This window comes from Arthrobacter sp. BC5, from assembly GCF_056680255.1.
The window spans coordinates 3,018,489-3,043,547 of record NZ_CM155273.1 but is presented as its reverse complement, the minus strand read 5'-3'; the positions used below and the strand labels follow the sequence as shown (position 1 = coordinate 3,043,547).

Genomic DNA, 25,059 nt, shown 5'->3' with positions numbered 1-25,059 from the left:
AGTCAGTACTCATCAAGGGCAGGTTCACACATCAGTAGAAAACGATGTCGGCACGCGTGCGGGCATCGGTACGAAGATGTGTGGATCTGCCCGAGTGCCCGTCCCCGGCCGTCCCCTACCGTCCCGTCGGGCCTTCCCGCGCGGCACCCTGACCGTTCGCCTATACTGCAGACTGGCTCCGCGTGCGGAGCAGTCCCTGCGCTATGCGCTCCCTGACGGAAAGGTCCACCTGCGTGCGAGTCGTCACGATCATCCCCACCTACAACGAGATCGAGTCACTCCCGCTGACCCTTGCCCGGCTGCGGGCTGCGGTACCGGCCTCGGACGTCCTCATCGTCGATGACAACAGCCCCGACGGAACGGGCGACTTCGCCGATCGGGCCGCTGCTGCCGACAACCAGGTGCACGTCCTGCACCGGACCGGCAAGGAAGGACTGGGAGCGGCGTACATCGCCGGGTTCCGGTGGGCGCTCGAGCGCGACTACGACGTGCTGGTGGAGATGGACGCCGACGGCTCCCACAGGCCGGAGCAGCTGCAGAGCCTGCTGGACGCCGTGGATCGGGCCGACCTCGTGATCGGCAGCCGCTGGGTTCCCGGAGGCGGTGTGGTGAACTGGCCGGCGCACCGCAAGGTGCTCTCCCGCGGGGGCAGCACCTATTCACGGCTCATGCTCGGGCTGCCGGTGCGGGACATCACGGCCGGCTACCGCGCCTTCCGCCGCTCCACCCTGGAAGCACTCGACCTCTCGGCGGTCGAGTCCGTCGGTTACGGCTTCCAGGTCGACATGACCTTCAGGGTCGCCCGCCTCGGGCTGACGATCGTCGAGGTGCCCATCACCTTCGTGGAGCGGGAGCTCGGGGTGTCGAAGATGAGCGGGAACATCGTTCTTGAGGCGATCGCCAATGTGACCCGCTGGGGCCTGGCTGCGCGGTGGAAGAAGCTGACCGGACGCTGACCGCTTCGGTCCGAGAACGAAGAAGGCACCCGCCGCGGCGGGTGCCTTCTTCGTAGGTCCTGGATCGGGTTCAGGCCGAGCGGCGCTCTCCGCGGCGCTCCCGCAGGATCGTCAGGCGGTCCTGCAGGATCTGCTCCAGCTCCTCGACGGAGCGGCGCTCGAGGAGCATGTCCCAGTGGGTACGCACGGGCTTGTCGTTCGAGGTGTCGGGCTTCTCGCCGTCGACCAGGAGTGCTTCCTTGCCGGTCTTGGAGACCCAGGTCGCCGGGATGTCGGCCTCGGACGAGAAGGTCACGAAGACCCGCTCGCCGTCCTCGCAACGGTACTCGACCCGCTGCCGGGGAGCCGGCTCGACACCGGATTCCGTTTCCATCGACTGCGCACCGAGGCGCATGCCCCGCAGGCTGCGATCGCTCATGTTCTTCTCCTAGTCACCGTGGCCCCTCGTCTGCCGGGGGACCGTTGCCGCTGTTGTTCACCGAGAGTGCCAGGCGTGCCGCCGACGCACCCTGTATCTGTCACCCGAGGGCGAGAGGAAGGCTCTGTCTATAACACCGCACGCTGCAGGGATGTTCCTGCGGACGGGTAAACACCTAAGTATACAGATCGGCCGGAGCGACGCGCGCGGGCGTCGTCAGGTGCGCGTGACCATCTCGGGACCATCGGACGGTGAGTCCGGAGTCGTGGTGCCGAGCACGTTGCCGATGCCCTTCAGCGCCTCGCCGACCTCGCTCGGGATGATCCACAGTTTGTTCGCCGAGCCCTCCGCAAGCTTGGGAAGGGTCTGCAGGTACTGGTAGGCGAGCAGCTTCTGCGTCGGATTGCCCTTGTGGATGGCGTCGAACACCTTGTGGATCGCCTGGGCCTCGCCGTCCGCACGAAGGATCGCTGCCTTGGCATCGCCTTCGGCGGCGAGGATGGCGGCCTGGCGCTGGCCTTCCGCGGTGAGGATCTGCGACTGCTTGGTGCCCTCGGCGGTGAGGATCGCGGCACGGCGGTCGCGTTCCGCACGCATCTGCTTCTCCATGGAGTCCTGGATGGAGTGGGGAGGATCGATGGCTTTGAGCTCCACCCGGCCCACCCTGATACCCCAGCGGCCCGTGGCTTCGTCGAGGACCCCACGGAGCTGACCGTTGATCTGGTCGCGCGAGGTCAGGGCCTCCTCCAGGTTCAATCCACCGACCACGTTCCGCAGGGTGGTCGTGGTGAGCTGCTCGACGGCCTGGATGTAGTTGGCGATCTCGTAGGTCGCGGCACGGGGGTCGGTGACCTGGAAGTAGACCACCGTGTCGATGGACACCACGAGGTTGTCCTCCGTGATGACGGGCTGCGGTGGGAAGGAGACGACCTGCTCGCGCAGGTCGAGCAACGGCAGGAGCCTGTCGACGAACGGGATCAGGATCGTCAGGCCGGGGTTCAGCGTCCGCTGGTACTTGCCGAGCCGTTCGACGACGCCTGCGCGCGCCTGCGGGATGATCCTGACGGACTTCACGAGTACGACCAGGACGAAGATGATCAGGACTATCAGGACCAGGGTTAGCCCGATCGTTCCAGCAGAGCCGTTCATGGATCCCCTTTGTGTGTGGTGGGTACGCTCCGCCGATGGACGGCCGGGGCGCGGAAAGCGGTGGGTGCGCGGCTACGGCTCCTGAGGAGGAAGAGGAACGGGCCGGTCGGCGGGAGGTGCTGCGACGGGTCCGACGAGGGCGGTCGCGCCGTCGATCCTCGTGACGGACAGCCGGGCGCCGGCGGGCAGCGCCGCGCCGTCCGCAGAGCGTGCCGTCCAGGTGTCGCCGCCGATCTTGACCGTCCCGGAGTGCGCCGTGACGGGCTCGAGGGCGAGGGCTGCCGCCCCGACGAGGCGGTCGATGTTGTTCAGCTGATCCGCCGGCCCCTTCTGCAGGTGCCGGACCGCCACGGGCCGGATGAGCAGGATCATGAGCAGGGACACCACCGCGAAGACGACGATCTGGACGGCCGGCCCCGCGCCGGCGAGTGTCGCCACCAGGGCGGCCAGCGCTCCGACCGAGAGCATGATGAAGAACAGGTCGAGGGTGAGGGTCTCCACGGCGGCCAACCCCAGGAACAGGACGAGCCACAGGACCCAACCGTTCGCAAGCAACCATTCCATCGGGCATCCCCTCCATGTCCGCGCCGCATGAGGCGCCGCTTGCTCCCCATGATGGCAAACGGCACCGACATAACCTAGGGCCGCGCGGCCGCCGCCCCGAGTTGTTATCCTTCCGTGCCGTCCGGCGGCCCCGGCTAGGATCGCGCCGACAGCACCTGGACGGTGAAGCGCGCAGCCACCTCCAACGGCGCGAGGGACCGGTCCTCCGCCGTCGTGCCGACGGGAGCAGGGGCGTGGCGTGCTGCAGGGCCCATGACCAGGGCCGAGCGGGCGAGGTCGAGTGGCAGCACCATGGCATAGTCGAGCTCCTCGCGGGCGGTCTCCACCAGCCGGCCGCCGAAAGACGCCAGGACGTCGTCGGCTTTCTGCGCCGGGACGGACAGCAGGGGCCCCACCGCCTCGAGACCGGAGAGGTGCCCGGGACGAGGCGTCACCGCGACCACGCATCCACCGGGTGCGAGCACCCGCAGGAATTCCTCGGGATTACGGGGAGCGAAAACGTTCAGGAGGACATCCACCGAGCCGTCGGCGAGAGGGAGTGGACGCCAGAGATCCCAGACGAGGCTGATGCAGTCGGGCATCCGGCGTGCCGCACGCCGCAGCGCCACCTTGGAGACGTCGATCGCGAGGGGAAGGACCTCCGGGAGCCTCTCGACCAGCCCCTGCAGGTAGTAGCCCGTGCCCGCGCCGGCGTCGAGCACGACGGCGGGCGCGTCTGCGTGCCGCACTACGGCGTCGACCACCGCCTCCCGCAGGGGCTCGTAGTGTCCCGATCCGAGGAAGGACTCCCGCGCGTCCACCATCTCGGCCGAATCGCCGTCGAAGGGCGATCCCTTCCCTGTCAGCAGATTGAAGTAGCCCTGGCGCGCGGCGTCGAAGCGGTGCCCGCGCCCGCATGCCAGTGTTCGGCCGGTGTGGTCCAGGGGTTGCCCGCAGACAGGACAGAGCAGGAGCTGGCGGGGGAGTGCGGGCATCCACCCATCCTAGGGAGTAGTTGCCGGGCACCGTTGACTCAGGCCACTATTTCGGGTCTAGTCGGAGGGTGAAACCAGACCAGATCGAACTCCTGACCACCACGGGCGCCCCGACACTGCACCCGGACGGCTCCCGCCTCGTCGTCGCCGCGACCCGGCCCGATCTCCGCGCCGACTCGTATGTCGGCCAACTGTGGGAGGTCACGCTCGACGGCGGGCGACGTCGCCTCACGCGCGGCTTCCGCGACACCGCTCCGCGGTATTCGCCCGACGGCGAGCTGCTCCTGTTCCTCCGGGCGGCCCCGGGCGGCAAGCCCCAGCTGTTCGTGGTGCGCGCTTCGGGCGGTGAGCCGGTCCAGGTGACCGACCAGCCGCTCGGCGTCGCGCGCTTCGACGTCTCGCCCGACTCGCGGACGATCGTCTTCGCGGCCCGGGTACCCGAGCACGGCCGCTACGGGACGCTCGACGGCGTCGGTGCCGGCCTCGAGGACCCGCGCCTCATCACGCAGTACAAGTACCGGATGAACGGCCTCGGCTACACGACGGACAAGCGCTCGCAGCTGTTCACGGTGGCTGTGCCGGACCTCGAGGCGGAGCCTTACATCACGGCCGTCGGCCGGCTCAAGCAGGAGCAGCCGGAGGGCCCGGGCGCCCTCGAGGAGCAGGGAGCCGTGCCGGCGGCAGTGCAGCTCACGACGGCGGATGCAGATCACCTCGAGCCGGTTTTCTCGGCGGACGGCCGACGCATCCTCTTCACCGCGGCCCTCGGGCCCGACGCGGACGCGACCCTCGTGTCCGACATCCACTCGATCGCCCTCGACGGCAGCGACAGCCACCGGCTGACGAACCAGGCCGGGGACACGCGGCTGGGCTGCGGTGCGCCACGGCCGAGCGCCGACGGAGCGTGGCTGTTCTTCCTGGCCTCGGACCTCTCGCCCTCGGGCCTGGATTTCGTCGCGCGCAACACCGCCCTGTACGCACTCCCGCTGGACGACCCGCAGGACGTACGGCGCCTGAGCGACCCGGAGACCGTTGACTTCGGTGACGTCCAGGAGATCCTCGCGGACGGTCCTGAATCCGTCCTCGTCTTCAACCGCGCCCGCGGCATGGGCGAGCTGCTCCGCGTCTCGGCGGCAGGGGAGACCGACACCCTGGTCACGGGGCCCACCGTGGTGACGGGCGCCGCGTCCTCCGGAGGCGCCGTCGTCGTGTCCTTCACGGATCCCACGACGTCGGGGGACGTCGCCGTCGTCGACGGTACCTCGCTGCGTCCGCTGTCCGATTTCTCCGCCGCCCTGCGCACCGAGACGCGCATCGGTGACCTGCAGGAGCGCAGCTACAGGGCGCCGGACGGCACGCCCGTGCACGGCTGGGTCGTCCTGCCCGAGGGCGACGGACCGCATCCGGTCCTGCTCGTCATCCACGGCGGACCCTTCGCCCAGTACGGCTGGGGGTATTTCGACGAGGCCCAGGTGTACGCCGCGGCAGGATACGCGGTGCTGCTGTGCAACCCGCGCGGAGCCGCCGGCTACGGGCAGGCCCACGGACGGGTCATCAAGGAAGCGATGGGAACCGTCGACCTCGACGACGTCCTCGCCTTCCTCGAGGGCGCGCTCGACGACTTCGGCGGCATGGACAGCGAGCGGCTCGGAGTGATGGGCGGGTCCTACGGCGGGTACCTGACGGCCTGGACGATCGCCCACGACCACCGCTTCCAGGCGGCGATCGTCGAGCGGGGCTATCTGGACCCGCCGTCGTTCGTTGGCTCGTCCGATATCGGCTGGTTCTTCTCCGAGCAGTACACGGGGACGGACCCGGCGCACGTCGAGGAACAGAACCCCTTCGCGAAGATCGGGAGCGTGCGGACCCCGGCGTTCGTCATCCACTCGGAGGAGGACCTGCGCTGCCCCCTCGAACAGGCGCAGCGGTACTACACGGCGCTGAAGAAGCAGGGCGTGGAGACGGAGATGCTCGTCTTCCCCGGCGAGACGCACGAACTGTCGAGATCGGGCTCGCCGTGGCACCGCAGGCAGCGCTTCGACCACATCCTGCGCTGGTGGGCGAAGTACCTGCCGACCGAGGCGAACCCGTCCGCTTCCGCCGTCGAGTAGGAGCGCCGCGCGGCGGGGCTCAGAAGCCGAGGCCCCGCCGCGCTTCGTCGACGGTCGGTTGCGACCACCGCCCGTGCTCCGCGTCGGAGCTCAGGGAGCGCAGGATCGCCTTGTCCAGATACAGCGTGCCGTTCAGGTGGTCGGTCTCGTGTTGGACGATCCGGGCAGGCCAGCCCTCGAAGTCCGCCGTGACGGCGATGCCGTTCGGCTGCGTGTAGGTGGCCGTGATGCTGTGGTGGCGTTCGACGACGGCCTGGTAGCCAGGCACGGAGAGGCAGCCCTCGTAGAACGCGTCGACGGTGTCGGAGGCGGCTTCGTAGCGGGGATTGATGATCACGGTGAAGGGCAGGGGGGTGCGGTAGCGGGCTTCGGCCACCGCCGGATCGGGAACGCCCTGGTCCTCGAGGACGGCGATGCGGAGGGGGATACCGATCTGCGGCGCGGCGAGGCCGACGCCGGGGGCGGCGTGCATGACCCGACGCATCGCGGCGATGAGCCGCCCCAGGGTGTCGTCGTCGAGCTGTCCGTCGAAATCCTGTGCGGGCCAACGGAGGACGGGATCACCGGCGGCCACGATCGACGGCAGGTCCGCGGACAGGATGCCCTCCACCCTTTCCACGACGGCGTCCGGCGTCAGCGCTGCCCGGGCATGGTTGCTTGAAGCATCGGCACTCATCCGTACAGGAAACCACACATGCGGACAGGGACAGGTGTGCGTGGCATTGCCGGAGGCCCCGCGACGACGGACAATCAGACGTGCTGTGCGGGCGGTGCTTTCCCGTCGCGGCCCGAGCCAGCGAGACGGAAGCCACGGAGGTGGCCCGAGGGATGGAGACACGATGACCACCGCCGCGACGGACACCCAGCAGGCAGCACAGCACGAAGCCGACAGCCACGACCTGATCCGGGTCAGGGGTGCACGTGAGAACAACCTGAAGGACGTCACGATCGACCTCCCCAAGCGACGGCTGTCGGTGTTCACGGGAGTCTCGGGGTCCGGCAAGAGCTCACTGGTCTTCGACACGATCGCCGCCGAGTCGCAGCGCATGATCAATGAGACGTACAGCGCTTTCCTGCAGGGTTTCATGCCGACGCTCGCCCGGCCCGAGGTGGATGTCCTCGAAGGGCTCACCACCGCGATCATCGTGGACCAGGAGCGGATGGGCGCCAATCCGCGGTCGACCGTGGGTACGGCGACCGACGTCAACGCCATGCTCAGGATCGTCTTCTCCCGCCTCGGGCAGCCCCGGATCGGTTCCCCCCAGGCCTACTCCTTCAACGTCGCCTCCATCAGCGGGGCAGGTGCCGTCACCCTGGAGCGTGGCGGCACCACGGTCAAGGAGCGGCGCAGCTTCACCGTGACCGGCGGCATGTGCCCGCGCTGCGAGGGCATGGGATCCGTGACCGACATGGATCTCACGCAGCTCTACGACGACACCAGGTCGCTCAACGCCGGAGCGCTGACCATCCCCGGCTACAGCATGGACGGCTGGTACGGCAGGATCTTCGGAGGCTGCGGTTTCTTCGACGCGGACAAGCCCATCCGGGAGTTCACCGAGCGCGAGCTGCAGGACCTGCTGTACAAGGAACCGACCAAGATCAAGGTCGACGGCATCAACATCACGTACGAAGGTTTGGTGCCGAAGATCCAGAAGTCGATGCTGTCCAAGGACCGCGAGGCGATGCAGCCGCACATCCGCGCGTTCGTGGACCGCGCCGTCACCTTCACCACCTGCCCGTCGTGCGAAGGGACGCGCCTGAGCGAGGCGGCCAGGTCCTCGAAGATCAACGGTCTCAGCATCGCCGACGCGTGCGCACTGCAGATCAGCGACCTCGCCGTCTGGGTACGGGGCCTGGCGGAGCCTTCGGTCGCACCCCTGCTGAAGGCCCTGGGGGAGACCCTCGACTCGTTCGTCGAGATCGGGCTCGGCTACCTGAGCCTCGACCGCCCGTCCGGCACCCTGTCCGGGGGCGAATCCCAGCGGACCAAGATGATCCGCCACCTCGGGTCCTCCTTGACCGACATCACCTACGTCTTCGACGAACCGACTATCGGGCTCCACCCGCACGACATCCAGCGCATGAACGACCTGCTGCGGCGCCTGCGGGACAAAGGCAACACCGTGCTCGTGGTCGAGCACAAGCCCGAAATGATCGAGATCGCCGATCACGTCGTCGACCTCGGACCGGGTGCCGGGACCGCGGGAGGCACGGTGTGCTTCGAAGGCACGGTCGATGGCCTGCGTCACAGCGGCACCCTGACGGGCCGCCATCTCGGCGACCGCGCGGTTCTCAAGGGGACGGTGCGTCCGCGCCACGGGTCGCTGGAGGTCAGGGCAGCGACGTGCCACAACGTGCGGGACGTCGACGTCGACGTCCCGCTCGGCGTCCTCTGCGTGGTCACGGGAGTGGCCGGATCCGGCAAGAGCTCCCTGATCCACGGCTCGGTGTCACGTCGGGAGGGCGTCGTCGCGGTGGGCCAGACCGCGATCAGGGGCTCGCGCCGCAGCAACCCGGCGACCTACACCGGCATGCTCGAGCCGATCAGGAAAGCCTTCGCGAAGGCCAACGGCGTCAAGCCAGCCCTGTTCAGCGCCAACTCGGAGGGCGCGTGCCCCACCTGCAACGGCGCCGGAGTCATCTTCACGGACCTCGCGATGATGGCGGGCGTCGCCACGACGTGCGAGGTCTGCGGCGGCAGGCGGTTCCTGGCCGAAGTGCTCGAGTACAGGTTCGGCGGCAAGGACATCAGCGAGGTACTGGCGATGCCCGTCACCGAGGCAGCCGGGTTCTTCGGATCGGGCGACACGAAGGTGCCGGCCGCGCACGCGATCCTCGCCAGACTGTCCGACGTCGGACTCGGGTACCTCAGCCTCGGACAGCCCCTGACGACGCTGTCCGGCGGCGAGCGGCAGCGACTCAAGCTCGCCACGCACATGGGGGAGAAGGGCGGGGTCCTCGTGCTCGACGAGCCGACCGCCGGGCTCCACCTCGCCGACGTGGAGAACCTGCTCGGTCTCCTGGACCGGCTCGTCGACGCCGGGAAGTCCGTCATCGTGATCGAGCATCACCAGGCCGTCATGGCGCACGCCGACTGGATCATCGACGTCGGACCCGGAGCCGGCCATGACGGCGGGAAGATCGTCTTCGAGGGAACGCCGGCGGAACTCGTCGCGTCCCGGTCCACGCTGACCGGCCGGCACCTGGCGGAGTACGTCGGGGCCTGATCACAGGGTCGGCCGCACCCCTTGCATCTGCACCCCTTGCATGACGGACCACCGACCGGGTCATGTCGCTGGTTACGCGTCGGTTTGGCTGAAAGGGGCATCGATGGCGTTGACTGGTGTCGAGGCCGGTAGGGCGCCGGCATGTGGAGGAGACACCATGAACACCTGGCTGATCACCGGCTGCTCGACCGGCCTGGGGCGCGCGCTCGCAGAAGCTGTCCTCGAGCGCGGCGATTCCGCGGTCGTCACGGCGCGCGACGTAGCGAGCGTGAGCGACCTCGCGGACGCCTACCCCGACACGGCGCTGGCCCTTTCACTCGATGTCACTGTCAGTGACCAGGCGCGAACGGCGATCGAGCGTGGAACCGAGGTGTTCGGCGGCATCGATATCCTGGTGAACAACGCCGGCTACGGATACCGCGCCGCGGTCGAGGAGGGTGACGTCGAGGACGTCCGGACGCTCTTCGACACGCACTTCTTCGGATCCGTCGACCTCATCAAGGCGGTCCTGCCCCAGATGCGCGCCCGCCGTTCCGGCACCGTCGTGAACCTGTCATCGATCGGCGCGAAGATCACCCCTGCCGGCTCCGGCTACTACGCGGCCGTCAAGGCTGCCGTCGAAGGACTCACCGGATCACTCCGCAAGGAGCTGGAACCCCTGGGTATCACGGCGATGGTCGTCGAGCCCGGCGGCTTCAGGACCGACTTCTCCGGCCGGTCACTCCACCAGTCCTCGGAGGCCATCGGCGACTACGCGGAGACCGCCGGGAAGCGGCGGAAGGAGAACGACACCACCCACGGCACCCAGCCCGGGGATCCGGCCAAGGCCGCCGCAGCGATCATCACCGCGGTGGAATCCACTGACACGCCGGAAGTCCTCGTACTCGGTTCCGACGCGATCGATGCCCATACCGAGGTCCTTCGGGCGCAGCTCGACTCGCTGCAAACCTGGCGCCCTCTTGGCGAGAGCACCGACGTCGACGCTTAGGAGTCCCACCGGATTCCATCGCTCCATCCCGCGCTGCCCGAGAACTGGGTCAGCGCTCCCGACTCGAAGGAGACACCATGAAGGTCCTGATCACCGGAGCCCACGGCAAGGTGGGACGTGCAGTGACGCAGGCGATGAGGGAGGCAGGTCACGATGTCCGCACCACGGACCTCACGCGACCCGGCTTCGAGCGCAAGCCCGAGGGTACGCTCCCGTACATGATGGCCGACCTGACGGACGCCGGCGCGGCCTACGCCGTCGTCCGTGATGTGGACGCCGTCGTCCACATCGCCGCTATCCCCGAACCGACCGGTAATCCGCCACACGTGGTGTTCCAGACCAACCTCATGGCCACGTTCAACGTGCTCGAGGCGGCCATACGCTTCGGGGTGAAGCGCTTCGTCAACATCTCCAGCGAGACCGTCCCCGGATTCTTCTTCCCCGAGCGGGACTTCCTTCCCGACTACGCACCCGTGGACGAGGACCATCCGATCCACCCGCAGGACCCGTACGCCCTCTCGAAGCACTTCGGCGAGCAGCTCATGGACGCCGCGATCGCCCGATCGGATCTCCAGTGCATCACCATCCGTCCCAGCTGGGTCCAGTTCGAGGGGAACTACGAGCACAACCTCGGACCGCAGGTCCGTGACGCGTCCGTGCTGAGCGCGAACCTGTGGAGCTACATCGACGTCTATGATCTCGCCGACGCCATCGTGCTGGCCACCGAATCGGACCTGCCCGGACACGAGGTGTTCTACATCGCGTCCCCGGACAACGTCGGTGGGTACGACTTCGCCGAGATCCTGGCGAAGTACTACGGGGACGCCATCGAACTGCGCGAGCTCGACCGCCCCGATGCTTCCGGCATCTCCAGCGCGAAGGCCCGGAAGATGCTCGGCTGGAAGCCCAAGCGTTCCTGGCGCGACTACCTCGATGCGGACGGACACGCGCTCAGGACCTGAGCCCCGCAGGACGCGATCCTTGACATCCCGGCTCGTGGGGCGCCAGCAGCATCCGAGGGATACGGATCACGTCCTGCAAGGAAGCACTGTGAAGGCATTCAGTGGTACCGCGGGTGGTCCGAGGGAGAGCATCCGGTCCGGGATCGTCGGGAGCGGATCGAGGAGTGAATCCTTCCTTCGACCTCGTGGCCGGCACTTCGCCGTCGTTCGTGGACTCGGAGACATCAGTCAGGTGGTGGTCGCGCAGTGCCATGACTGTCACACGGTGAGCATCATGCTTCGTGCTCTCGGCGTAGGGTTCGACGACGTGTCCATCACGGCGGCGAGATTCCGATCGCCGCTCATGCAAGGGCCCGATCGTGGGGGGGACCCCCGAGAGGAGGCCACCGACACCGCGGATCAACTGTCCGCGCGTTTCGATTTCGGCGACCGGCTGGGTGTCTACGATTTCGCCGAGCAACAGTAGTTCCCGTGGATCCGCGCGAACCGCCTCCTGATCAGGGGCCACCGGGAAGAGATCAACGACGCCGAGCTGCAGTACCTCGACGACGCCGGCGAACCCGTTGCGACGACGTTCCGGCATGTTGCGGCGGGGAGGGCGGCAACGTCGAAGGCTTCTTCCTGCGAGGCAGCATGGCCGGCAGCAGATGGGTGTTCAGGAACGGATTCATCTAGCCCGGCTGAGCGACGATGAGCTCGCGATCGCCGAATACCTCCAGCGGATGAGTGACCGTGTGCAGGGCGGTCCCGACCTTTACGGCCTTGCCGAGGGGAGCTAGGACCACGATCCGTCCCTCCTCATGCAACAGGCTGCGCTCACAGGTGAGTCGGTTCGGTCCCGACGGCAGGTCTGGTGGCGCTGAGGCCCCTTCTTCCCCTGGGTCCTCAGCGCTCAGTGCGGTGCATACATCCACAGGGCACCGCGGGCGCATCCGATCGTCGCCCGGGACGTCAGTCGTCCTGTTGCCGGAGGATGAAGGCGGACATGCCTGGAACGGTGAAGGCGACTCGACCATACTCGGGGGAGTAGATGATGCCCTTGTTGATCAGTTGTGCTCGAGCGGGGCCGAGGGCGGTCACTTTGACGCCCAGTCGTTCGGCGATCCGGCTGGTACTGGATCCGGCGTCACCATCGTGTGCCATCGCCCTGAGGTACCCGCGTTCCTTACGTGTTGCGCGTCCCCAGCGGGAGGAGAAGAAACCGGCGTCGAGTTGGCTCCGGCCGATGGACACCGCCACCTCGGCGTCCTCCTCGGTGAAGGGTGTGCTCGGAGCTGCGTCCCAGATCGCTTTGCCGAACTCCTGGATGAAGTAGGGGTATCGGCCGGAGGCATCCAGCAGGACGTCGAGTGCGGCGTGGGAGAACTCTGCTCCCATCTCTTCCGCCGGTCTTGTCAGGGCATATTGCGCATCTGCGTCAGCGAGGGGACCTATGGTGCGGTAGCTGAAGAGCCTTTCGGCGTAGGTACGGGCTTCGCTGAGGGTGGTAGGAAGATTGGGTAAGCCGGCACCAATGATGTAGAACGGCCAGCCGCGTTGGCCCGCTGCATGCTGAACGGTGATGAGCGCGGAGAGCAGTTCCTGGTCGAGGTCCTGCATCTCGTCGATGAAGATCGCGAAGGCACTCCTGTCCGCCTTGAGGGCGAGGGAAACGTCCTCGACGAGCTCCTCGAGGTCGATGTCGATCGTGCCGGAGTTGGCACGGGCGGGGGCCGTGCTGATTTCGGCTTTGATTCCGGGCACACCCAGGGCGAGGTTGAAGGACTCGATAGTCCCGAGAGCCTCTCGTAATCGGTCCGTGCCGGAGGGCCCGTTGTACCGGCGGGCAGCGGAGGTAAGTTCCCGCGCGAACTTCTCGCGGACCTCGGTGAAGCCCTGCGCCTCAGGCTTACCCTCGAGCCAGATAGTGAACCAGCCCTGATTGTCCCCATGGGCTCGGAGATAGTTGAGGAGGACGGTCTTGCCGACACCACGAAGCCCCGACAGCACCATTCCGCGGTTCGGCAGGTCCCGTTTGGTTCGCGCGACGATGAGGTCGAACGCGTCGATCTCCTGCTGCCGACCTCCCATGACGCGGGGCGGTAGCCCGGACCCAGGGTTGTAGGGGTTCAGTTCCAAATGCATGTACAAGAAGCTACAGCGTTATAAGAAAAGTTGTATAACCCGCTAGACCTTCGTAAACCATTCGCACCCCTCGATCGGGCGCCATCGCTGGGAACGATCAGGACGTGAGCACACAGTGATAACACTCACACTCGGGATTTACCCGGGTAATTCCACTCCCAGGCACTGTCCGTCCACCATTCCTCAAGGATCAACGTCCCCGAAGGGCTCTGCAGGTCCAACAAGACCTTGCCCCTCGCGTTCGCACCCGGTCCTATGGTTGTGGGCAACGACTCGGCCTCACTTAGACAAGAAAGCGAAGCCACCGTATACGGACTGACATTCGATGTGACACCGTCTGGCCCGATAGCGGTGAACGAACCGGCGTCAATGTCGAAGCTCTCGATGAGATCCGAGTTGAGCATGTTGGAACTGGTCTGCACTGATACATCCACAGCGACGAAGACGCCGTTTTCCGAAGGGCCGGCGTAGGGGCCGCTACAAACTACTGGTTGGTATGGAGTCGTGAAGGCGCGCGCATTCCTGTAGCGGTCGCAACCGGCGACAACCCCTTCCAGAACGGCGCTTCCGATCCGCCGATAATCTACATTATGTCAACCAATGTTGACGTGGGTCGATCCCCTACCGCCCCGCAATCAAAGTGCTACCGAGAAACGCTGCGTCAGGATGCCGCGCTCCAACTCCCCTGCCGCCCGCAGCACTGCGCCGCAGATTCTGGGTCAGAGTGCTTGTGCAGACGGTGTCTGCACAAGCAGCTCGTCACTCATGTCGAGCACTGTCTACTCGTTTCAAGGACTAATGGACTCACATAGAGCCCGACCTGAAGTTGAAGGACCACTAAGAGCTGTCATCGCACGTTCTGCACTTGCGGAGTTACAGACTTACATACTTACAGACTTACGGAGCGGACTAAGTTGGGCGCGGCTCCAGTAATGGCTCGTACAGCGCAGCCCTCCCGCGATGCCCTTGAAGCATCTACAGCTACCTGATACCAGGTATTGGCTTGGAGAGGGACAGTTGGATTCCCTCCTATTCCGCGCTTTCCGACGCGATCTGGTCGAACGCTGCCGTGAGTTCGTCGGCCGCCGGCAGGGCGCGCTGCTCCGCAGCAGGCAGACTCTCATAGGTGTAGGTGGACACCGCCATCGGTGACTCCGACCGGCCGAGCGCGTAGCGGACAGTGTGATCGTTCTTGCTGCCGCAGATTAGGATCCCGACAGTGTCGTTGTGAGCGTCGCGGCGGAGCTTGTCGTCGACAAGGGCGACGTAGAAGTTCAGTTTGCCGGCGTACTCGGGCTGGAATTTACCGGTCTTGAGTTCAATGACGAAGTAGCGCAACTGCTCGACGTGGAAGAACAGCAGGTCGATGTAGAAGTCATCTCCCTCGACCTCGAAGTGCACTTGTCGGCCGACGAAGGCGAAGCCAGAGCCGAGTTCCCGGAGGGTATCGACGATGCGGTCCATGAGGGCCTGCTCAAGATCCCGCTCGGCGACCTCACCGGAGAGTCCGAGGAACTCGAAGGCGTACGGGTCCTTGGCAGTCTGCTGCGCCAGCTCGGAGTCCGGCGCGGGCAGGCTGCGGGTGAAGTTGGACGGTGCGGTCCCGGTGCGCTCCATCGACTTATTCATGATCATGTTCGCCAGGACATTCCTGGACCACCCGTACTCGACGGCCGCCCGGGCGTACCAGTCGCGGGCATCGGGGGTGTCGAGCTTGTCCAGCAGCAGGACGACGTGGCCCCACGGCAATTGTCCAACAGCCTGTTGGACAATTGCGTCCTCGTCCCAGGCAGCCGCGAAAGCACGCATGTACTGCAGGTTGCTGCGCGACAGGCCGGTCATGTCCGGAAACTCGGCCCGCAGATCCTCCGCCAGCCGCTTCATAACTCCAGTCCCCCACCCCTGGCGTTCACGCCGGATCAGGATCTCGTGGCCCAGGTGCCAGTACAGCTCAATCAGCTGCGTATTCACGGTGCGCTGCACCCTCTGACGAGCACCACGGACGCGATCCTTCAGCGCCTGCAGGGTCGAGCCGTACTCATCAGGCAGGGCGACGTCGGAGGTTGTCATGATTCCTATCCTTTCAGCACGAACACAACTGACGCGCCGAGGCACAACACCGCTGCCTACTGAGCGATGCACACCGCCCCCACACAGCATTTGAACCTGCGCTCATCGTGCTGGGTTGCTACGCGCAGCCAACCATCGTGGGACCGCAAAGTGCGAGGAATTAGCTGCTAGCACAACCGAACCCGAGCGCCTCGAGGACGCCTGTACCCTGTTGCGACACCCCCACAACGATTGGACTCAGACACCATGGCAACCGACTACGACGAGCCCCGCGTTCGCCCGGAAGACCAGCCCGCCAACGAGTCGCTCGATGCGATTCAGGCCCAGCGCAGCGCCACGACGCAGACGGCCGTCATCGACGCCGAGGACAGCGACACCGCCGAAGGCTTCGACCTGCCCGGCGCCATCCTCGAGGAAGAGCTCCTGGTCCAGGTCGTCCCCGTGCAGGAGGACGAGTTCACCTGCATGTCGTGCTTCCTCGTCCACCACCGGACCCAGCTCGCCCGCGAGAAGAACGGCGCCAAGTATTGCGCCGAATGCGAAGGGTGACCAACACCCACCCGAAGGACCGTTGATGTCAGTTACCCATCGTCCCGATCAGGACAAGGCTCCTAAGGACCGATAGCGACCTAAAGTCAACTTACATTGACAACCGTCGCGATCTAGCTAGGCCTGGCCGGAGGAGACAGCGGGCTGACCGCATCGACACAGCCAGGACACGCCGACCCCCAAACACTTGCGTTTCGCCCCCCCCAAGTGTCGAGTCCCTGATTCCATCCCTAGAGACAAGCAACGCAGGTGCGACCCCCGACACAGCCCAAACATGGATCTAAGTGAAGAAACATCACTGTTCGAGTTGCATAATTCGTCGAACACTCTCCGGAATCGGGCCACAGGACTTAGCCATGACGCTCCACCATCGCGACGGCCCTTCACGGAAGATTCGACCATACTTGTTTCGAGTTTCTTCGGCGTAAGTCAGGAACAAACCCTTCCTGGCTCTAGAAAGCATAACCAGCAGAACCCTCTGCTCTTCAAGCACCTGCTCATCGGTCACCGAGTATGCGCTGGGAACATGACCTTCCTCCAAACCCATTACAATGACCCAATCGAACTGTTGACCCTTGCCCACATGAGCATTCAGTACGTGCACTCCGGTCTGGACGGGCGATGGGTCCTGGGTGTCACGAATCCGTCCCATTAATTGCCTGACGGATTCATCAGGCGACTTCAATTCCAAAAGCTGCTCGCAAGCCGTATGGATCTCACTCTGCGTGTCAAGATCAGTTGTAGCGGCGGCGGCACTCGCGCGTTCCAGCAGTTCCGCAACTTGCGTTTCAAAGTCATTCGAGACATCAACGTGGCGCACGTGTTGTTTGAGTAGGCGCACCACCCTCGGCGCGTCGAGAGCGATGTCCCAGTACTGTGGCTTAGAGTCTGCAGAATCGTAGGCCCCCCTAAGTGCAGATCGTCGGTATTCCGCCCGGCAAATAACTGCTATTCGGTCCTTTGGATAGGCTTTCGCCAACTGATCAGTCAGAGCAACAATTCCTGCAGCTTCCTTGTCATCTGATTTGAACGCGACCGCATAAGCGTAGCCACCATGTTTCCAGACAGCAGGTTCAGCCGCAGTTAAAGACCCGGCTCCCAGACCCTGCGAGACAGAATTAACGACGTTCAGCACAGCGGGAGATGACCTAAAGGAAACGTTAAGGTCAACTACTTCACCAGAAGATTCCCTTAGCGACTCATGAACCTCGACGGGGCAAGCTCCTGCCCATCCAAAAATTCCTTGATATGGGTCTCCAACGAAGGTAGAGTTATGGCTGCACACCGATTTGGCAATGGCATGCTGCTGCAAAGACAAATCTTGAAACTCATCGACTAGTAGCGCGTCAAAGTGCTCTTGAAAAAGGGCTGAAATTTTCTCGTTTTGCAGGAGTAGGGATGCGTATCTCAGAATATCGCCGTAGTCGAGGTAATTCTCGGATCGCCTCCGTTCCTCGATGGCCACGGCAAGGGAGTTACCTGATTCTTGTACACGCCGAAAGAGTTCGGAGTCGTCAATCGTCTCTCTCTTCATCACTGCGAGTAGCTCGGTTGCCTCCTTCCGATTCCTCCAATCCCCATGCAAGCTTTCCGTTGTCTTTCTCATCCAGGACGCGTTAGGAAAGACGAGTCCTGGATTCAGGTTAATGGTCCGGAAGTGAGCCTCAACGATTCGAGCTGCCAGCTCGTGAAAGTTCATGACCGATACGGAGCTACGCATCCGGGAGTCGCCGAGTTGTCCTCGTAGCCGGCCGCCGAGATTTTCTTTTGCCCGGTTTGTAAAAGTCAGAGCGAGCAGTTTTCGTTGCGGTCGCACAACTCCAGTCCGAATGAGATAAGCCGCCCGCATGGCTAGGACCTCAGTTTTGCCGCAGCCTGGCGGAGCCATCACGAGCACATGGGCGGCTTCACTTTCCACCGCCCTCCTTTGGTTGCCAAAAGGTTCACTCTGCATCGAGCACCCCGGATTCAGTCGCACCTATGAAGGTCAACAGTCCCAATAGGGACGGGCTAGCCTTGACATGATCCGCTGTAAGTATTGCCGAGACGGCTCGAGCAGCTGGTACCTTCCTACTGTCTTGAGACGAAATAAACTTGGCCAACTGCTCGTCGGTAACCGCATCAAGTTCTGACTCGCCACATGCTTGAGTTATGCCCTGCTCTCGGGCCACTCCGCTTGATATCAAGACTTGTGAAACTGCTTTGGCGCCTATCGCGCGCACGTATTCGTGCTCAAGATCAGTTGATGCAATAAAAAACCCGCTCTGCCCTAGGTTTTTGGGTTTGAGACCAAGAATTGTCGCCCACGAGTCTTTCCTATCTTCGTCGCAAAGACCACACATACGAAGGTTGAACCCGTGCCTTCCCACAACCTGGAGCACGTGCTTGAACTTGTCTGCACCGTCCAGCGCAAAAACCGAAACGCCGAGGCGATCTAGGCTGATGCCTAGTGCTGCGGCAGCCGCTTCGATCACAATACGGTCAGCTAGCCCTTCGACGAACATCAGTCGCTGAGCTGTGAGCCCTTCTAAAAGTTGAGGAGACCACCATTGAAGCATTTCTTTTTCTACCGTGGAAAAATTCGTTGCAGGTATTTGCAGTGCTTCACTTGCTGGGTTTATGACAAGGACGTGTTTAGGCTCAAATCTTTGAACTATGTAAGGTGAGTGGGTAACGACTAGACGCTGCTGGTCTGATTCTGCAAATAGACTAGCAACAGTCCTTTGGCTTGAAGCATGGAGGTGCAATTCCGGCTCATCGACGGCGACGATGTTTGCTGATGCTTGCGCAAGATCGAAAAAAGTAAGCGCTAGCAGTTGGCGCATGCCGTCACTTTGGTCGGCCAGGCTTTTCAAATTATTTCCGTCTTTTATGAAAATTGATACGTCTTGCAAGGGCTGCTCAAGGGGATCAGCCGTAGTTCGAATGGACAGTGAGGCCTCGTCATAGGTGCGCGGGACTGAACGTGACAAGTGCACTGCAATCTTCCGCTTTAGTTCACTTAAAGCCTCGTTGGTCGCAAGCTTTTCATTAAATTGCTCCAGCAGCGTACCTAGATCGACCAGCTCGCCGCCGATGTTGGTTAACTCCAGCATGCTTCGGAAGGGGCTATTCTTGCCAACCATATAGTCTCCGGAATTGGTTCGATTAGCGGGCAAGTAGCGCCACCCGATGGCCCCCAACTGGTCTCTGGATGGTGATCTGCGGTTTCCGGAATCAGGAAAAAATCGGTCGATTACGACGTTTTCGGGGTCTTCTGGCGAACTGCGAACTTCCAAGCGAATCTCGAGATAGTTATCAAAGCCCTCCTTGACTGTCATCTCAAAGGGAAAGAGTCCAGACTCTATTTGCGTAAATGCTTCCAAGCGTGCACTGACTACGAGTGTTTCTGCAGGAGACCGTAGATCTGCAAGTGAAAGGGATTGGTACATCTGTTGAACGGTTGAACCAAGAAGATTATTGAGGAGTCTAAATATTGATGTCTTTCCCACATCGTTAGCTCCAACGATGACAAGATGATCTCTGATCTCCACGCTCATGTCTTTTAGACGAGAATGTCCAGAAATGTCAAAATTTGTTATCCGCATTTTGCCCCGATTTTTCGTTCAAGATTTGGTTGGACGTTGTTCCGCTTGCTGGACGTATTCGTCCGAGACCCAGCACGTCCTTGGATCACCTTATCGAGGTGTGGGCCGAACCTCGGTAGAAGCAGTGGCGTGGTGAGAGCGGCCGGCTTTACCCGCCTTGGATGGACGTCGTGCCGTGCTCGGCAGGTGTTGTGAGGCAGGATGAGCTTCCGTCGTCGAGCCAAGCCAACGCGACTTCGTGGCGATTCACGTGGACGGTCGTCCGTTATGACCGCTGGGTTCCATAGATCGTCCTCGGAGCTAGCGTCCTCGAAGGGGGACGATGCATGGCCGTGCTGTATGTGTCTGAGCGGCGCGATTTGGCCCTCAATGCGGCCGTCCTGCAGGTTTGCGAGGATCAGGCAAAGATAGGCTCAGGATCGAGTCGGGGGCTCCACGTGTCTACAGTCGAAGAACTCGTTCGTGGCCTTGATTCAAGTCCGGCCATTCTTCACCCCACTAAAGCGACCGTCCCTTGTCACGCGAATGAGGATCGTGAGCACGCCTACTCGTTGTCGCCGCATCATTCCTTGCCGACTTCCTCTGCGCGGTATCTGCCGCTGCGTCGCGCCGGCGACGAATGGCTTCAGCCTGCACGGCACTTAAACTTTGTCCCTCGTTCTGCGCCAGAGTAGATTTCCTCGTCTCCTTCACCGCGGGCTCCTTCTTGATTTGGTCCTGCGCACCCGGCGTTGTCGTACCTGCGGCGGCTGCCGCCTGTGCGCGGTGTCTAGCGAGCACACGGGCGACGGCGGCCGACATATCGTCACCCTGCTGCGGTACTGGTTCGGCCTGTACAGCGTCGACGATGCGTGCCTCGCGCTGCTGCGGTGCCGGCAGCGGGTCGCTGGCGGCGGCGCGTTCTGCGCGCATCCGGTCGATGACCCGGCGGGCTGCAGCCTGCTCGGTCGTCATGCGGTCGACGATGGCTGCCTCGTCCGTCCCCTGCTGGCTCTGCGTGGCCGTCCGAGGTGCAACGGTCGTGAGTTCGCTGTGCTTGTGCAGGGCAGTGGCGCGCTCGATAAGGCGCTGCGCGGTCGCTTCGTGCCTGTACTGCTTGGGGATCAGCGCGGTCTCGTGGGTGCCGATGTTGTACCGGTTCCGGTACGCCTCGGTCTCGGCTGCGATGCTGTGCCACTCGGCTGCTTTCGCGTTCTTCCCAGGAACGGGCCCGAGCGCGTTCGTCCACGCTGGCTTCTCTTCCGCGAGCTGCGCACCCCGGACGAGGACCCTGTGCCCGAGGTGCGTCCTGAGCCGGTCAAGCTCGGTCCGGTAGGAGGCCGGCACCAGCTCGTCGCGCAGGAGCACGGACGGCGCGAGGTCGTCGCTGACCGTCGCGGCTGCCGCTGGGCGCGTGCTCGTGTTGCTGGCCGTGCTGACCTGTGGCAGTGCGACGGAGCGGAGTTGTTGCTCGTTCCGGATGGCGTCGCCGATGGTGACCTGGTGGGCGGTGCGGGGATCTTCCCCGCGTGTGGTGCGCTCGATTGCGGCCTGCGTCGGGGAGAGGCTCTGGCGGCGTTCCAGCTCGACGGTCATCGCCTGCACGGTCCACTGTGCCTTCCTCGTCGAGGCGTCGACGGGCTGGGTCGGGTCGATTGCCTGCACCCTCTGCAGGGCATCGGTGTGAGCGTCGGTAAGCTTGTCGGTCTGCACGAGCGCAAACGGACGTGCCGCCCACTGCGTGTCCAAAGGCGTCTCTCCGGGCGAGCGGCGCGGTAGCTCGGTTCCTGCTGCGTGCTTCGTGTCCTGCTGTGCGAGGCGGGCCAGGTGCTCGTCGGATACGGCGCCGAGGGGACGGTGATCGGCGTTGGTGAGGAGGCTGTGGGCGGCGTCGATGCGCTGCTCGAGCCGGTAGGCGAGGACGGCTGCCGGGTCCTGTGCTCCGTCGAACCCGCGCAGGTGACCGGTGTCGGAGTGCTGTCCGCGCCCCGTGCTGTCGCGGCTGACGCCGGCGGCCTGGGCGAGGAGTGCTGCGGGGTCGAGTCCCTGGGCTTCTGCTGTGCGCAGGTGGGTTGCGACTGCTCCCCATGCTTCGTGCGAGGTGAACTGCACGGCGGTCCGCGGCCCGATCACTTCGGCCGCGATGGTCCTGGTCTTGGCTTCCCATGCGGCGTTCTCGACCTCGTTGTAGACGCCGGCGAGGGTAGCAACGTCACCAGATCGGACGGCCTCTAGCCGTACTGCTTCGTGCGCGGACAGAGTGCGGTCGTAGTTCGCAGTAATCATGGACAGGACACTGTCGCGGGTCACGGCCTGGTCGTTGTCGTCGCCAAGGGCGACGTAGAGCCGGTTCGTCTCACGTCCTCGGGTGGCAGCGACGTAGGCGCCGGCGCGGTCGGTCCGCTCGTCCAGAATCGCGTGCGCGGTGTCGACCGTCGCGCCCTGGGCGCGGTGCACGGTCGCGGCGTAGCCGAGCTGTCCGTGTTCGTGGAGGTAATCGGCGTCGACGGTGATCCGTCCACGGTGGCCTGCATGCCGGAGGGTGATGCGCTGCCTCTCCTCACCTGCAGCTGTATCGGCGGCTGTGTTGGTGGCGGGGTCTGCGGTGACCTTCTCGACGGTCCAAACGTCGTTGTTTTTGACGAAGTCCTTGCCCTGGTTGACCTGCAGGGTTCGGTCGTTCTTGCGGGTGACGACGGTATCGCCGGTGTAAGCGCGTAGTCCGTCTCGCAGGACGACGGACGGTGTTGCTTCGGTGATCGGGTCGGTGCCGTCGGCGAGGTCGTTGGTGGCGATGCGGGCGGCCTGTGCGCGGGCGTTGAGGTCGGTGACGGTGGCGTTGTCCGTGGCGATCAGCAGCGAGGTCTTGCCCGCCTGGGTGTCGGCCATCCACGCGCTGAGGGCGTACTGCGTCATGGCTTCGGTGGTGCCTGCGGTGACGCGCTTGTTCTCGAGGTACCAGTGGAACGGAGTGTCCGCGCCGGCGGCGGGCGGCTCGCGTAGCGCCAGGGACGCCTCCGACTCGCCTTCGGTGCGGAAGCGGTGGACTTCCTCGAGGCGGACCGCTCCGACCTCGTTATTGAGCAGCCGCAGCGCACCGCCCGAGCCGATGGCACCGAGCTGGCGGTCATCTCCGATGGCCCTGACGACGGCGCCTTTGCGGGCGGCGACGGCGACGACGTCAGCGAGCTTCGGGGTGGTGACCATACCGGCTTCGTCAACGATGATCACGTCCCCGGCATTGAGAGCGAAACCTCCTGTGCTCGTACTCGTGCCGGTTTGCTGGTTGCGGTGGGTGGCAAGGAACCCGTCGATGGTCGTAGCTTCCGCTCCGAGGTCTGCGCTCATGACGGCGGCCGCGGCGGCGGTGGGGGCGAGCCCGATGACTCGTCCGCCGGTGTCCCGGACGGCGTCCGCGGCAAGGGAGAGGCTGGTGGTCTTGCCTGTTCCTGCCGGTCCGATGCCGAGGGTGAGCAGCTTCTCGTCGGTGGCGAACGCGCGGGCCAGGTCAATCTGTCCCTGGGACAGGGATGGCTTGCCGCTCTTGGCCGCGGCTTCCGTGTGCTTCGCCAGCACCTTCTCGAAGCGTTCCGTCGACACGGCGGGGATGACGGTCTTCTGTCCGGCGGCGAGGATCCTGTGCTCGGCGTTCAGTACTTCGTGGGAGGTGAACAAAGCGCTGTGGGCCTGCTGGAACTGACTCGTTCCGTCGGACCGTTGGAACTCGCGCAGGCGCGGTGTAATCGCCTCTGGTGTGACCTGGAGACTGCAGGTGCCGGTGATGGAGCGGGTGACCTTCTCCATGGTTTCGTCGGTGATGGTATGCCCGGGGAAAGCTTCTTTGAGGTGTCGGCGGGTCTGGGCGATGACGTGGTTCCGGCCCCACGAAGCACGCTTGGCTGACAGCTCGTGGACGATCTGACGGGCGTGCTCGTGCTCGTTAAGGTCCGCGACACTCGGGGCCGATTGTGCGCCGTCGAGTGTGTGGGGGCCTGCGTTGCGGACGTGCTCGAGGAGGGCCGTTCCGACCGGTATCCCCATCCCGCCGTCCAGCCCGGTGCTGTAGTCCTTTTGCCATTCGTCGACCAGCTCGGAGAGCCGGCGCGCACTCTTCTTCTCCGGTCGGGTCTCCAGTGTGGCCTGCTGTGCCAGGGCGATCTTCTGCTTGTCCGAGGGTGCGTACCCGTGCTTATCAGTGAACTCGGTTTCGAGCCGGCTAATCGCTCCGGCGATGTTGGTGCGCCTCGAGGAGGCCCGGTGGATGGCGTCCAAGTCAATGCCGGCGACTTCGTACACGGGCTCTCCGCCACCGGTTGCCCGGGCGACGGTGCTGACGCCGAGGGACGCGCAGACCTTCTCGATGACCTTCGCGTTGTACGTCTCGGACGCGGCGACGTTCATTTTATAGAGGGTGCGTCCGTCGAGGGAGGACCACTTCCCGTCAACTCCCTGGACCTTGTTCGCGATGACGACGTGGTCGTGCAGTTGGGGGTCCCCGGCGCGGGAGTCGTAGTGCCGGAACTGGGTAGCGACCAGTCCGTGCTTCACGTCGATCTGCCGTACTCCCTGCGGTCCACGGCGGGTGTAGACGGCGTTCTTCTCGAGGAAGGTGATCGTCTCGGCGATGGCTTCGTTGTGGGCAGCCTCGACGGCTTTGCGGGCTTCGTCTCCGCCGAGCGCCCACAGCAGGGATACCGATTTGGCGGGAGAGAACACCAGGTCATACCCAGCCACTGTCTGCTGCTTGGGCGCTGTCTGCGCCGTAACGTAGCGCGCCAGCTCTTCGTTGCTGCGGGCGTTCCGGCCGTGGGATTCACGGAATAGCTCGCCTCCTACCCGGAACCGGATCTCGTGCATGGCCTCTGTGGGAAGCGCCTTGTCGGCATTCTCGGGGCCGCTCCACCCGGGTCCACTGGTGCGCCGGAAGCGGGCGGCTTCCTCGTCGATGCGGCGGGTCATCTCTGTATTGGCAGCGCCGAACTGAAGATACTTCCGGCCCAAAGCGACGTCGGCCTGTGTGCCTCCATCAGCGAGTATCTGAGCTGCGTTGGGCTTAATTCCTTCGCCAAAGAGAGCTTTCATCTGCGCCTCGGTGACTTCGCCCTCGACCTCCAAAAGCTCCTTGGAGTGTCCGACCCACTGCCCCGGAGGCATGCCGTCGACGGTGTAGTAGTCCCCCAGCTCGCGGCCGCCTGCGCGCAGCTCGTCACCGCTGGCGACTTCGGAGGTGTAGTAGGCGTAACCGTCCCCAGCACTGAGCTTATGGACGGTCATCACAGCCCTATTCTCGCGGGCTGGGACGCGATTGTCGACCTCACTTACAAGAGTGCATGAGGTGTGACAGATTGTGCTGGTTGGAAGGGTGCGAAATCGCATGGTGACGACGAAGGAGGAAACCCAG

17 protein-coding genes are annotated in these 25,059 nt (G+C 64.3%); 7 read left to right on the top strand and 10 right to left on the bottom strand.

The window, feature by feature from the left end:
• Positions 1–233 precede the first annotated feature (233 nt).
• Positions 234–956, top strand: coding sequence for a polyprenol monophosphomannose synthase (locus tag AC1MFI_RS14250; protein WP_479817694.1), 723 nt, complete (start codon positions 234–236; stop codon positions 954–956).
• A gap of 70 nt (positions 957–1,026) precedes the next feature.
• On the opposite strand, the gene AC1MFI_RS14245 is transcribed toward AC1MFI_RS14250, so the two are convergent.
• The 4 genes from AC1MFI_RS14245 to AC1MFI_RS14230 all read right to left on the bottom strand — a co-directional run bounded on the left by AC1MFI_RS14245 (position 1,027) and on the right by AC1MFI_RS14230 (position 4,061).
• The gene (locus tag AC1MFI_RS14245; protein WP_043445375.1) at positions 1,027–1,374 is read right to left on the bottom strand and encodes an RNA polymerase-binding protein RbpA; all 348 of its coding nucleotides are present in this window, start codon (positions 1,372–1,374) and stop codon (positions 1,027–1,029) included.
• A 216-nt stretch (positions 1,375–1,590) separates the two neighbouring features.
• Complete coding sequence (locus tag AC1MFI_RS14240) at positions 1,591–2,523, bottom strand: SPFH domain-containing protein (RefSeq protein ID WP_400484029.1); 933 nt, start codon at positions 2,521–2,523, stop codon at positions 1,591–1,593.
• A gap of 72 nt (positions 2,524–2,595) precedes the next feature.
• On the bottom strand, positions 2,596–3,087 hold the full coding sequence (locus AC1MFI_RS14235; RefSeq protein ID WP_479817692.1) for an NfeD family protein: 492 nt from the start codon (positions 3,085–3,087) through the stop codon (positions 2,596–2,598).
• Between the two features lie 134 nt (positions 3,088–3,221).
• Positions 3,222–4,061 carry a putative RNA methyltransferase gene (locus AC1MFI_RS14230; RefSeq protein ID WP_479817691.1) on the bottom strand — a complete coding sequence of 280 codons (840 nt, stop codon included), beginning with the start codon at positions 4,059–4,061 and terminating at the stop codon, positions 3,222–3,224.
• A gap of 68 nt (positions 4,062–4,129) precedes the next feature.
• Between AC1MFI_RS14230 and AC1MFI_RS14225 the strand changes: the two genes are divergently transcribed.
• The gene (locus tag AC1MFI_RS14225) at positions 4,130–6,172 is read left to right on the top strand and encodes a S9 family peptidase (RefSeq protein ID WP_479817690.1); all 2,043 of its coding nucleotides are present in this window, start codon (positions 4,130–4,132) and stop codon (positions 6,170–6,172) included.
• 19 nt (positions 6,173–6,191) lie between these two features.
• Here the strand turns inward: AC1MFI_RS14225 and AC1MFI_RS14220 are convergent, their stop codons facing one another.
• Positions 6,192–6,848: a peptide deformylase gene (locus AC1MFI_RS14220; RefSeq protein ID WP_479817688.1), complete on the bottom strand. Its 657-nt coding sequence runs from the start codon at positions 6,846–6,848 to the stop codon at positions 6,192–6,194.
• Between the two features lie 163 nt (positions 6,849–7,011).
• On the opposite strand from AC1MFI_RS14220, the gene AC1MFI_RS14215 reads away from it, so the two are divergent.
• The 4 genes from AC1MFI_RS14215 to AC1MFI_RS14200 all read left to right on the top strand — a co-directional run bounded on the left by AC1MFI_RS14215 (position 7,012) and on the right by AC1MFI_RS14200 (position 11,815).
• Positions 7,012–9,399, top strand: a complete 2,388-nt coding sequence (locus tag AC1MFI_RS14215) for an ATP-binding cassette domain-containing protein (RefSeq protein WP_479817687.1) — start codon at positions 7,012–7,014, stop codon at positions 9,397–9,399.
• Positions 9,400–9,556: 157 nt separating this feature from the next.
• On the top strand, positions 9,557–10,387 hold the full coding sequence (locus tag AC1MFI_RS14210) for an oxidoreductase (protein WP_479817686.1): 831 nt from the start codon (positions 9,557–9,559) through the stop codon (positions 10,385–10,387).
• Between the two features lie 77 nt (positions 10,388–10,464).
• Positions 10,465–11,349 carry an NAD-dependent epimerase/dehydratase family protein gene (locus AC1MFI_RS14205; protein ID WP_479817684.1) on the top strand — a complete coding sequence of 295 codons (885 nt, stop codon included), beginning with the start codon at positions 10,465–10,467 and terminating at the stop codon, positions 11,347–11,349.
• Positions 11,350–11,614: 265 nt separating this feature from the next.
• Positions 11,615–11,815 carry a hypothetical protein gene (locus AC1MFI_RS14200; RefSeq protein ID WP_479817683.1) on the top strand — a complete coding sequence of 67 codons (201 nt, stop codon included), beginning with the start codon at positions 11,615–11,617 and terminating at the stop codon, positions 11,813–11,815.
• Between the two features lie 485 nt (positions 11,816–12,300).
• Here the strand turns inward: AC1MFI_RS14200 and AC1MFI_RS14195 are convergent, their stop codons facing one another.
• Both AC1MFI_RS14195 and AC1MFI_RS14190 read right to left on the bottom strand, forming a co-directional pair.
• Positions 12,301–13,473, bottom strand: a complete 1,173-nt coding sequence (locus tag AC1MFI_RS14195; RefSeq protein WP_479817681.1) for an ATP-binding protein — start codon at positions 13,471–13,473, stop codon at positions 12,301–12,303.
• A gap of 1,029 nt (positions 13,474–14,502) precedes the next feature.
• A complete protein-coding gene (locus tag AC1MFI_RS14190) occupies positions 14,503–15,543 on the bottom strand; it encodes a PDDEXK nuclease domain-containing protein (protein ID WP_479817680.1) in 1,041 nt (346 codons plus the stop codon).
• A 246-nt stretch (positions 15,544–15,789) separates the two neighbouring features.
• Between AC1MFI_RS14190 and AC1MFI_RS14185 the strand changes: the two genes are divergently transcribed.
• Positions 15,790–16,092, top strand: coding sequence for a DUF4193 domain-containing protein (locus AC1MFI_RS14185; RefSeq protein ID WP_479817679.1), 303 nt, complete (start codon positions 15,790–15,792; stop codon positions 16,090–16,092).
• Between the two features lie 295 nt (positions 16,093–16,387).
• Here the strand turns inward: AC1MFI_RS14185 and AC1MFI_RS14180 are convergent, their stop codons facing one another.
• The 3 genes from AC1MFI_RS14180 to mobF form a co-directional block, all read right to left on the bottom strand.
• Positions 16,388–18,046 (bottom strand): UvrD-helicase domain-containing protein, encoded by a 1,659-nt coding sequence (locus AC1MFI_RS14180; protein ID WP_479817678.1) that lies wholly within the window; start codon positions 18,044–18,046, stop codon positions 16,388–16,390.
• Positions 18,036–19,631: an ATP-dependent nuclease gene (locus AC1MFI_RS14175; protein ID WP_479817677.1), complete on the bottom strand. Its 1,596-nt coding sequence runs from the start codon at positions 19,629–19,631 to the stop codon at positions 18,036–18,038. Before AC1MFI_RS14175 ends, AC1MFI_RS14180 begins: the two co-directional genes overlap by 11 nt.
• Before the next feature lie 546 nt (positions 19,632–20,177).
• Positions 20,178–24,932, bottom strand: a complete 4,755-nt coding sequence (gene mobF, locus AC1MFI_RS14170; protein WP_479820893.1) for a MobF family relaxase — start codon at positions 24,930–24,932, stop codon at positions 20,178–20,180.
• Between the last annotated feature and the right edge of the window lie 127 nt (positions 24,933–25,059).

What these genes read in the sequence shown, in the direction of transcription:
- mobF (WP_479820893.1), bottom strand. Translation starts at nt 24,932, where the DNA reads ATGACCGTCCATAAGCTCAGTGCTGGGGACGGTTACGCCTACTACACC.
- AC1MFI_RS14215 (WP_479817687.1), top strand. Translation starts at nt 7,012, where the DNA reads ATGACCACCGCCGCGACGGACACCCAGCAGGCAGCACAGCACGAAGCC.
- AC1MFI_RS14195 (WP_479817681.1), bottom strand. Translation starts at nt 13,473, where the DNA reads ATGCATTTGGAACTGAACCCCTACAACCCTGGGTCCGGGCTACCGCCC.
- AC1MFI_RS14190 (WP_479817680.1), bottom strand. Translation starts at nt 15,543, where the DNA reads ATGACAACCTCCGACGTCGCCCTGCCTGATGAGTACGGCTCGACCCTG.
- AC1MFI_RS14240 (WP_400484029.1), bottom strand. Translation starts at nt 2,523, where the DNA reads ATGAACGGCTCTGCTGGAACGATCGGGCTAACCCTGGTCCTGATAGTC.
- AC1MFI_RS14220 (WP_479817688.1), bottom strand. Translation starts at nt 6,848, where the DNA reads ATGAGTGCCGATGCTTCAAGCAACCATGCCCGGGCAGCGCTGACGCCG.
- AC1MFI_RS14230 (WP_479817691.1), bottom strand. Translation starts at nt 4,061, where the DNA reads ATGCCCGCACTCCCCCGCCAGCTCCTGCTCTGTCCTGTCTGCGGGCAA.
- AC1MFI_RS14175 (WP_479817677.1), bottom strand. Translation starts at nt 19,631, where the DNA reads ATGAGCGTGGAGATCAGAGATCATCTTGTCATCGTTGGAGCTAACGAT.
- AC1MFI_RS14180 (WP_479817678.1), bottom strand. Translation starts at nt 18,046, where the DNA reads ATGCAGAGTGAACCTTTTGGCAACCAAAGGAGGGCGGTGGAAAGTGAA.
- AC1MFI_RS14185 (WP_479817679.1), top strand. Translation starts at nt 15,790, where the DNA reads ATGGCAACCGACTACGACGAGCCCCGCGTTCGCCCGGAAGACCAGCCC.
- AC1MFI_RS14205 (WP_479817684.1), top strand. Translation starts at nt 10,465, where the DNA reads ATGAAGGTCCTGATCACCGGAGCCCACGGCAAGGTGGGACGTGCAGTG.
- AC1MFI_RS14245 (WP_043445375.1), bottom strand. Translation starts at nt 1,374, where the DNA reads ATGAGCGATCGCAGCCTGCGGGGCATGCGCCTCGGTGCGCAGTCGATG.
- AC1MFI_RS14210 (WP_479817686.1), top strand. Translation starts at nt 9,557, where the DNA reads ATGAACACCTGGCTGATCACCGGCTGCTCGACCGGCCTGGGGCGCGCG.
- AC1MFI_RS14235 (WP_479817692.1), bottom strand. Translation starts at nt 3,087, where the DNA reads ATGGAATGGTTGCTTGCGAACGGTTGGGTCCTGTGGCTCGTCCTGTTC.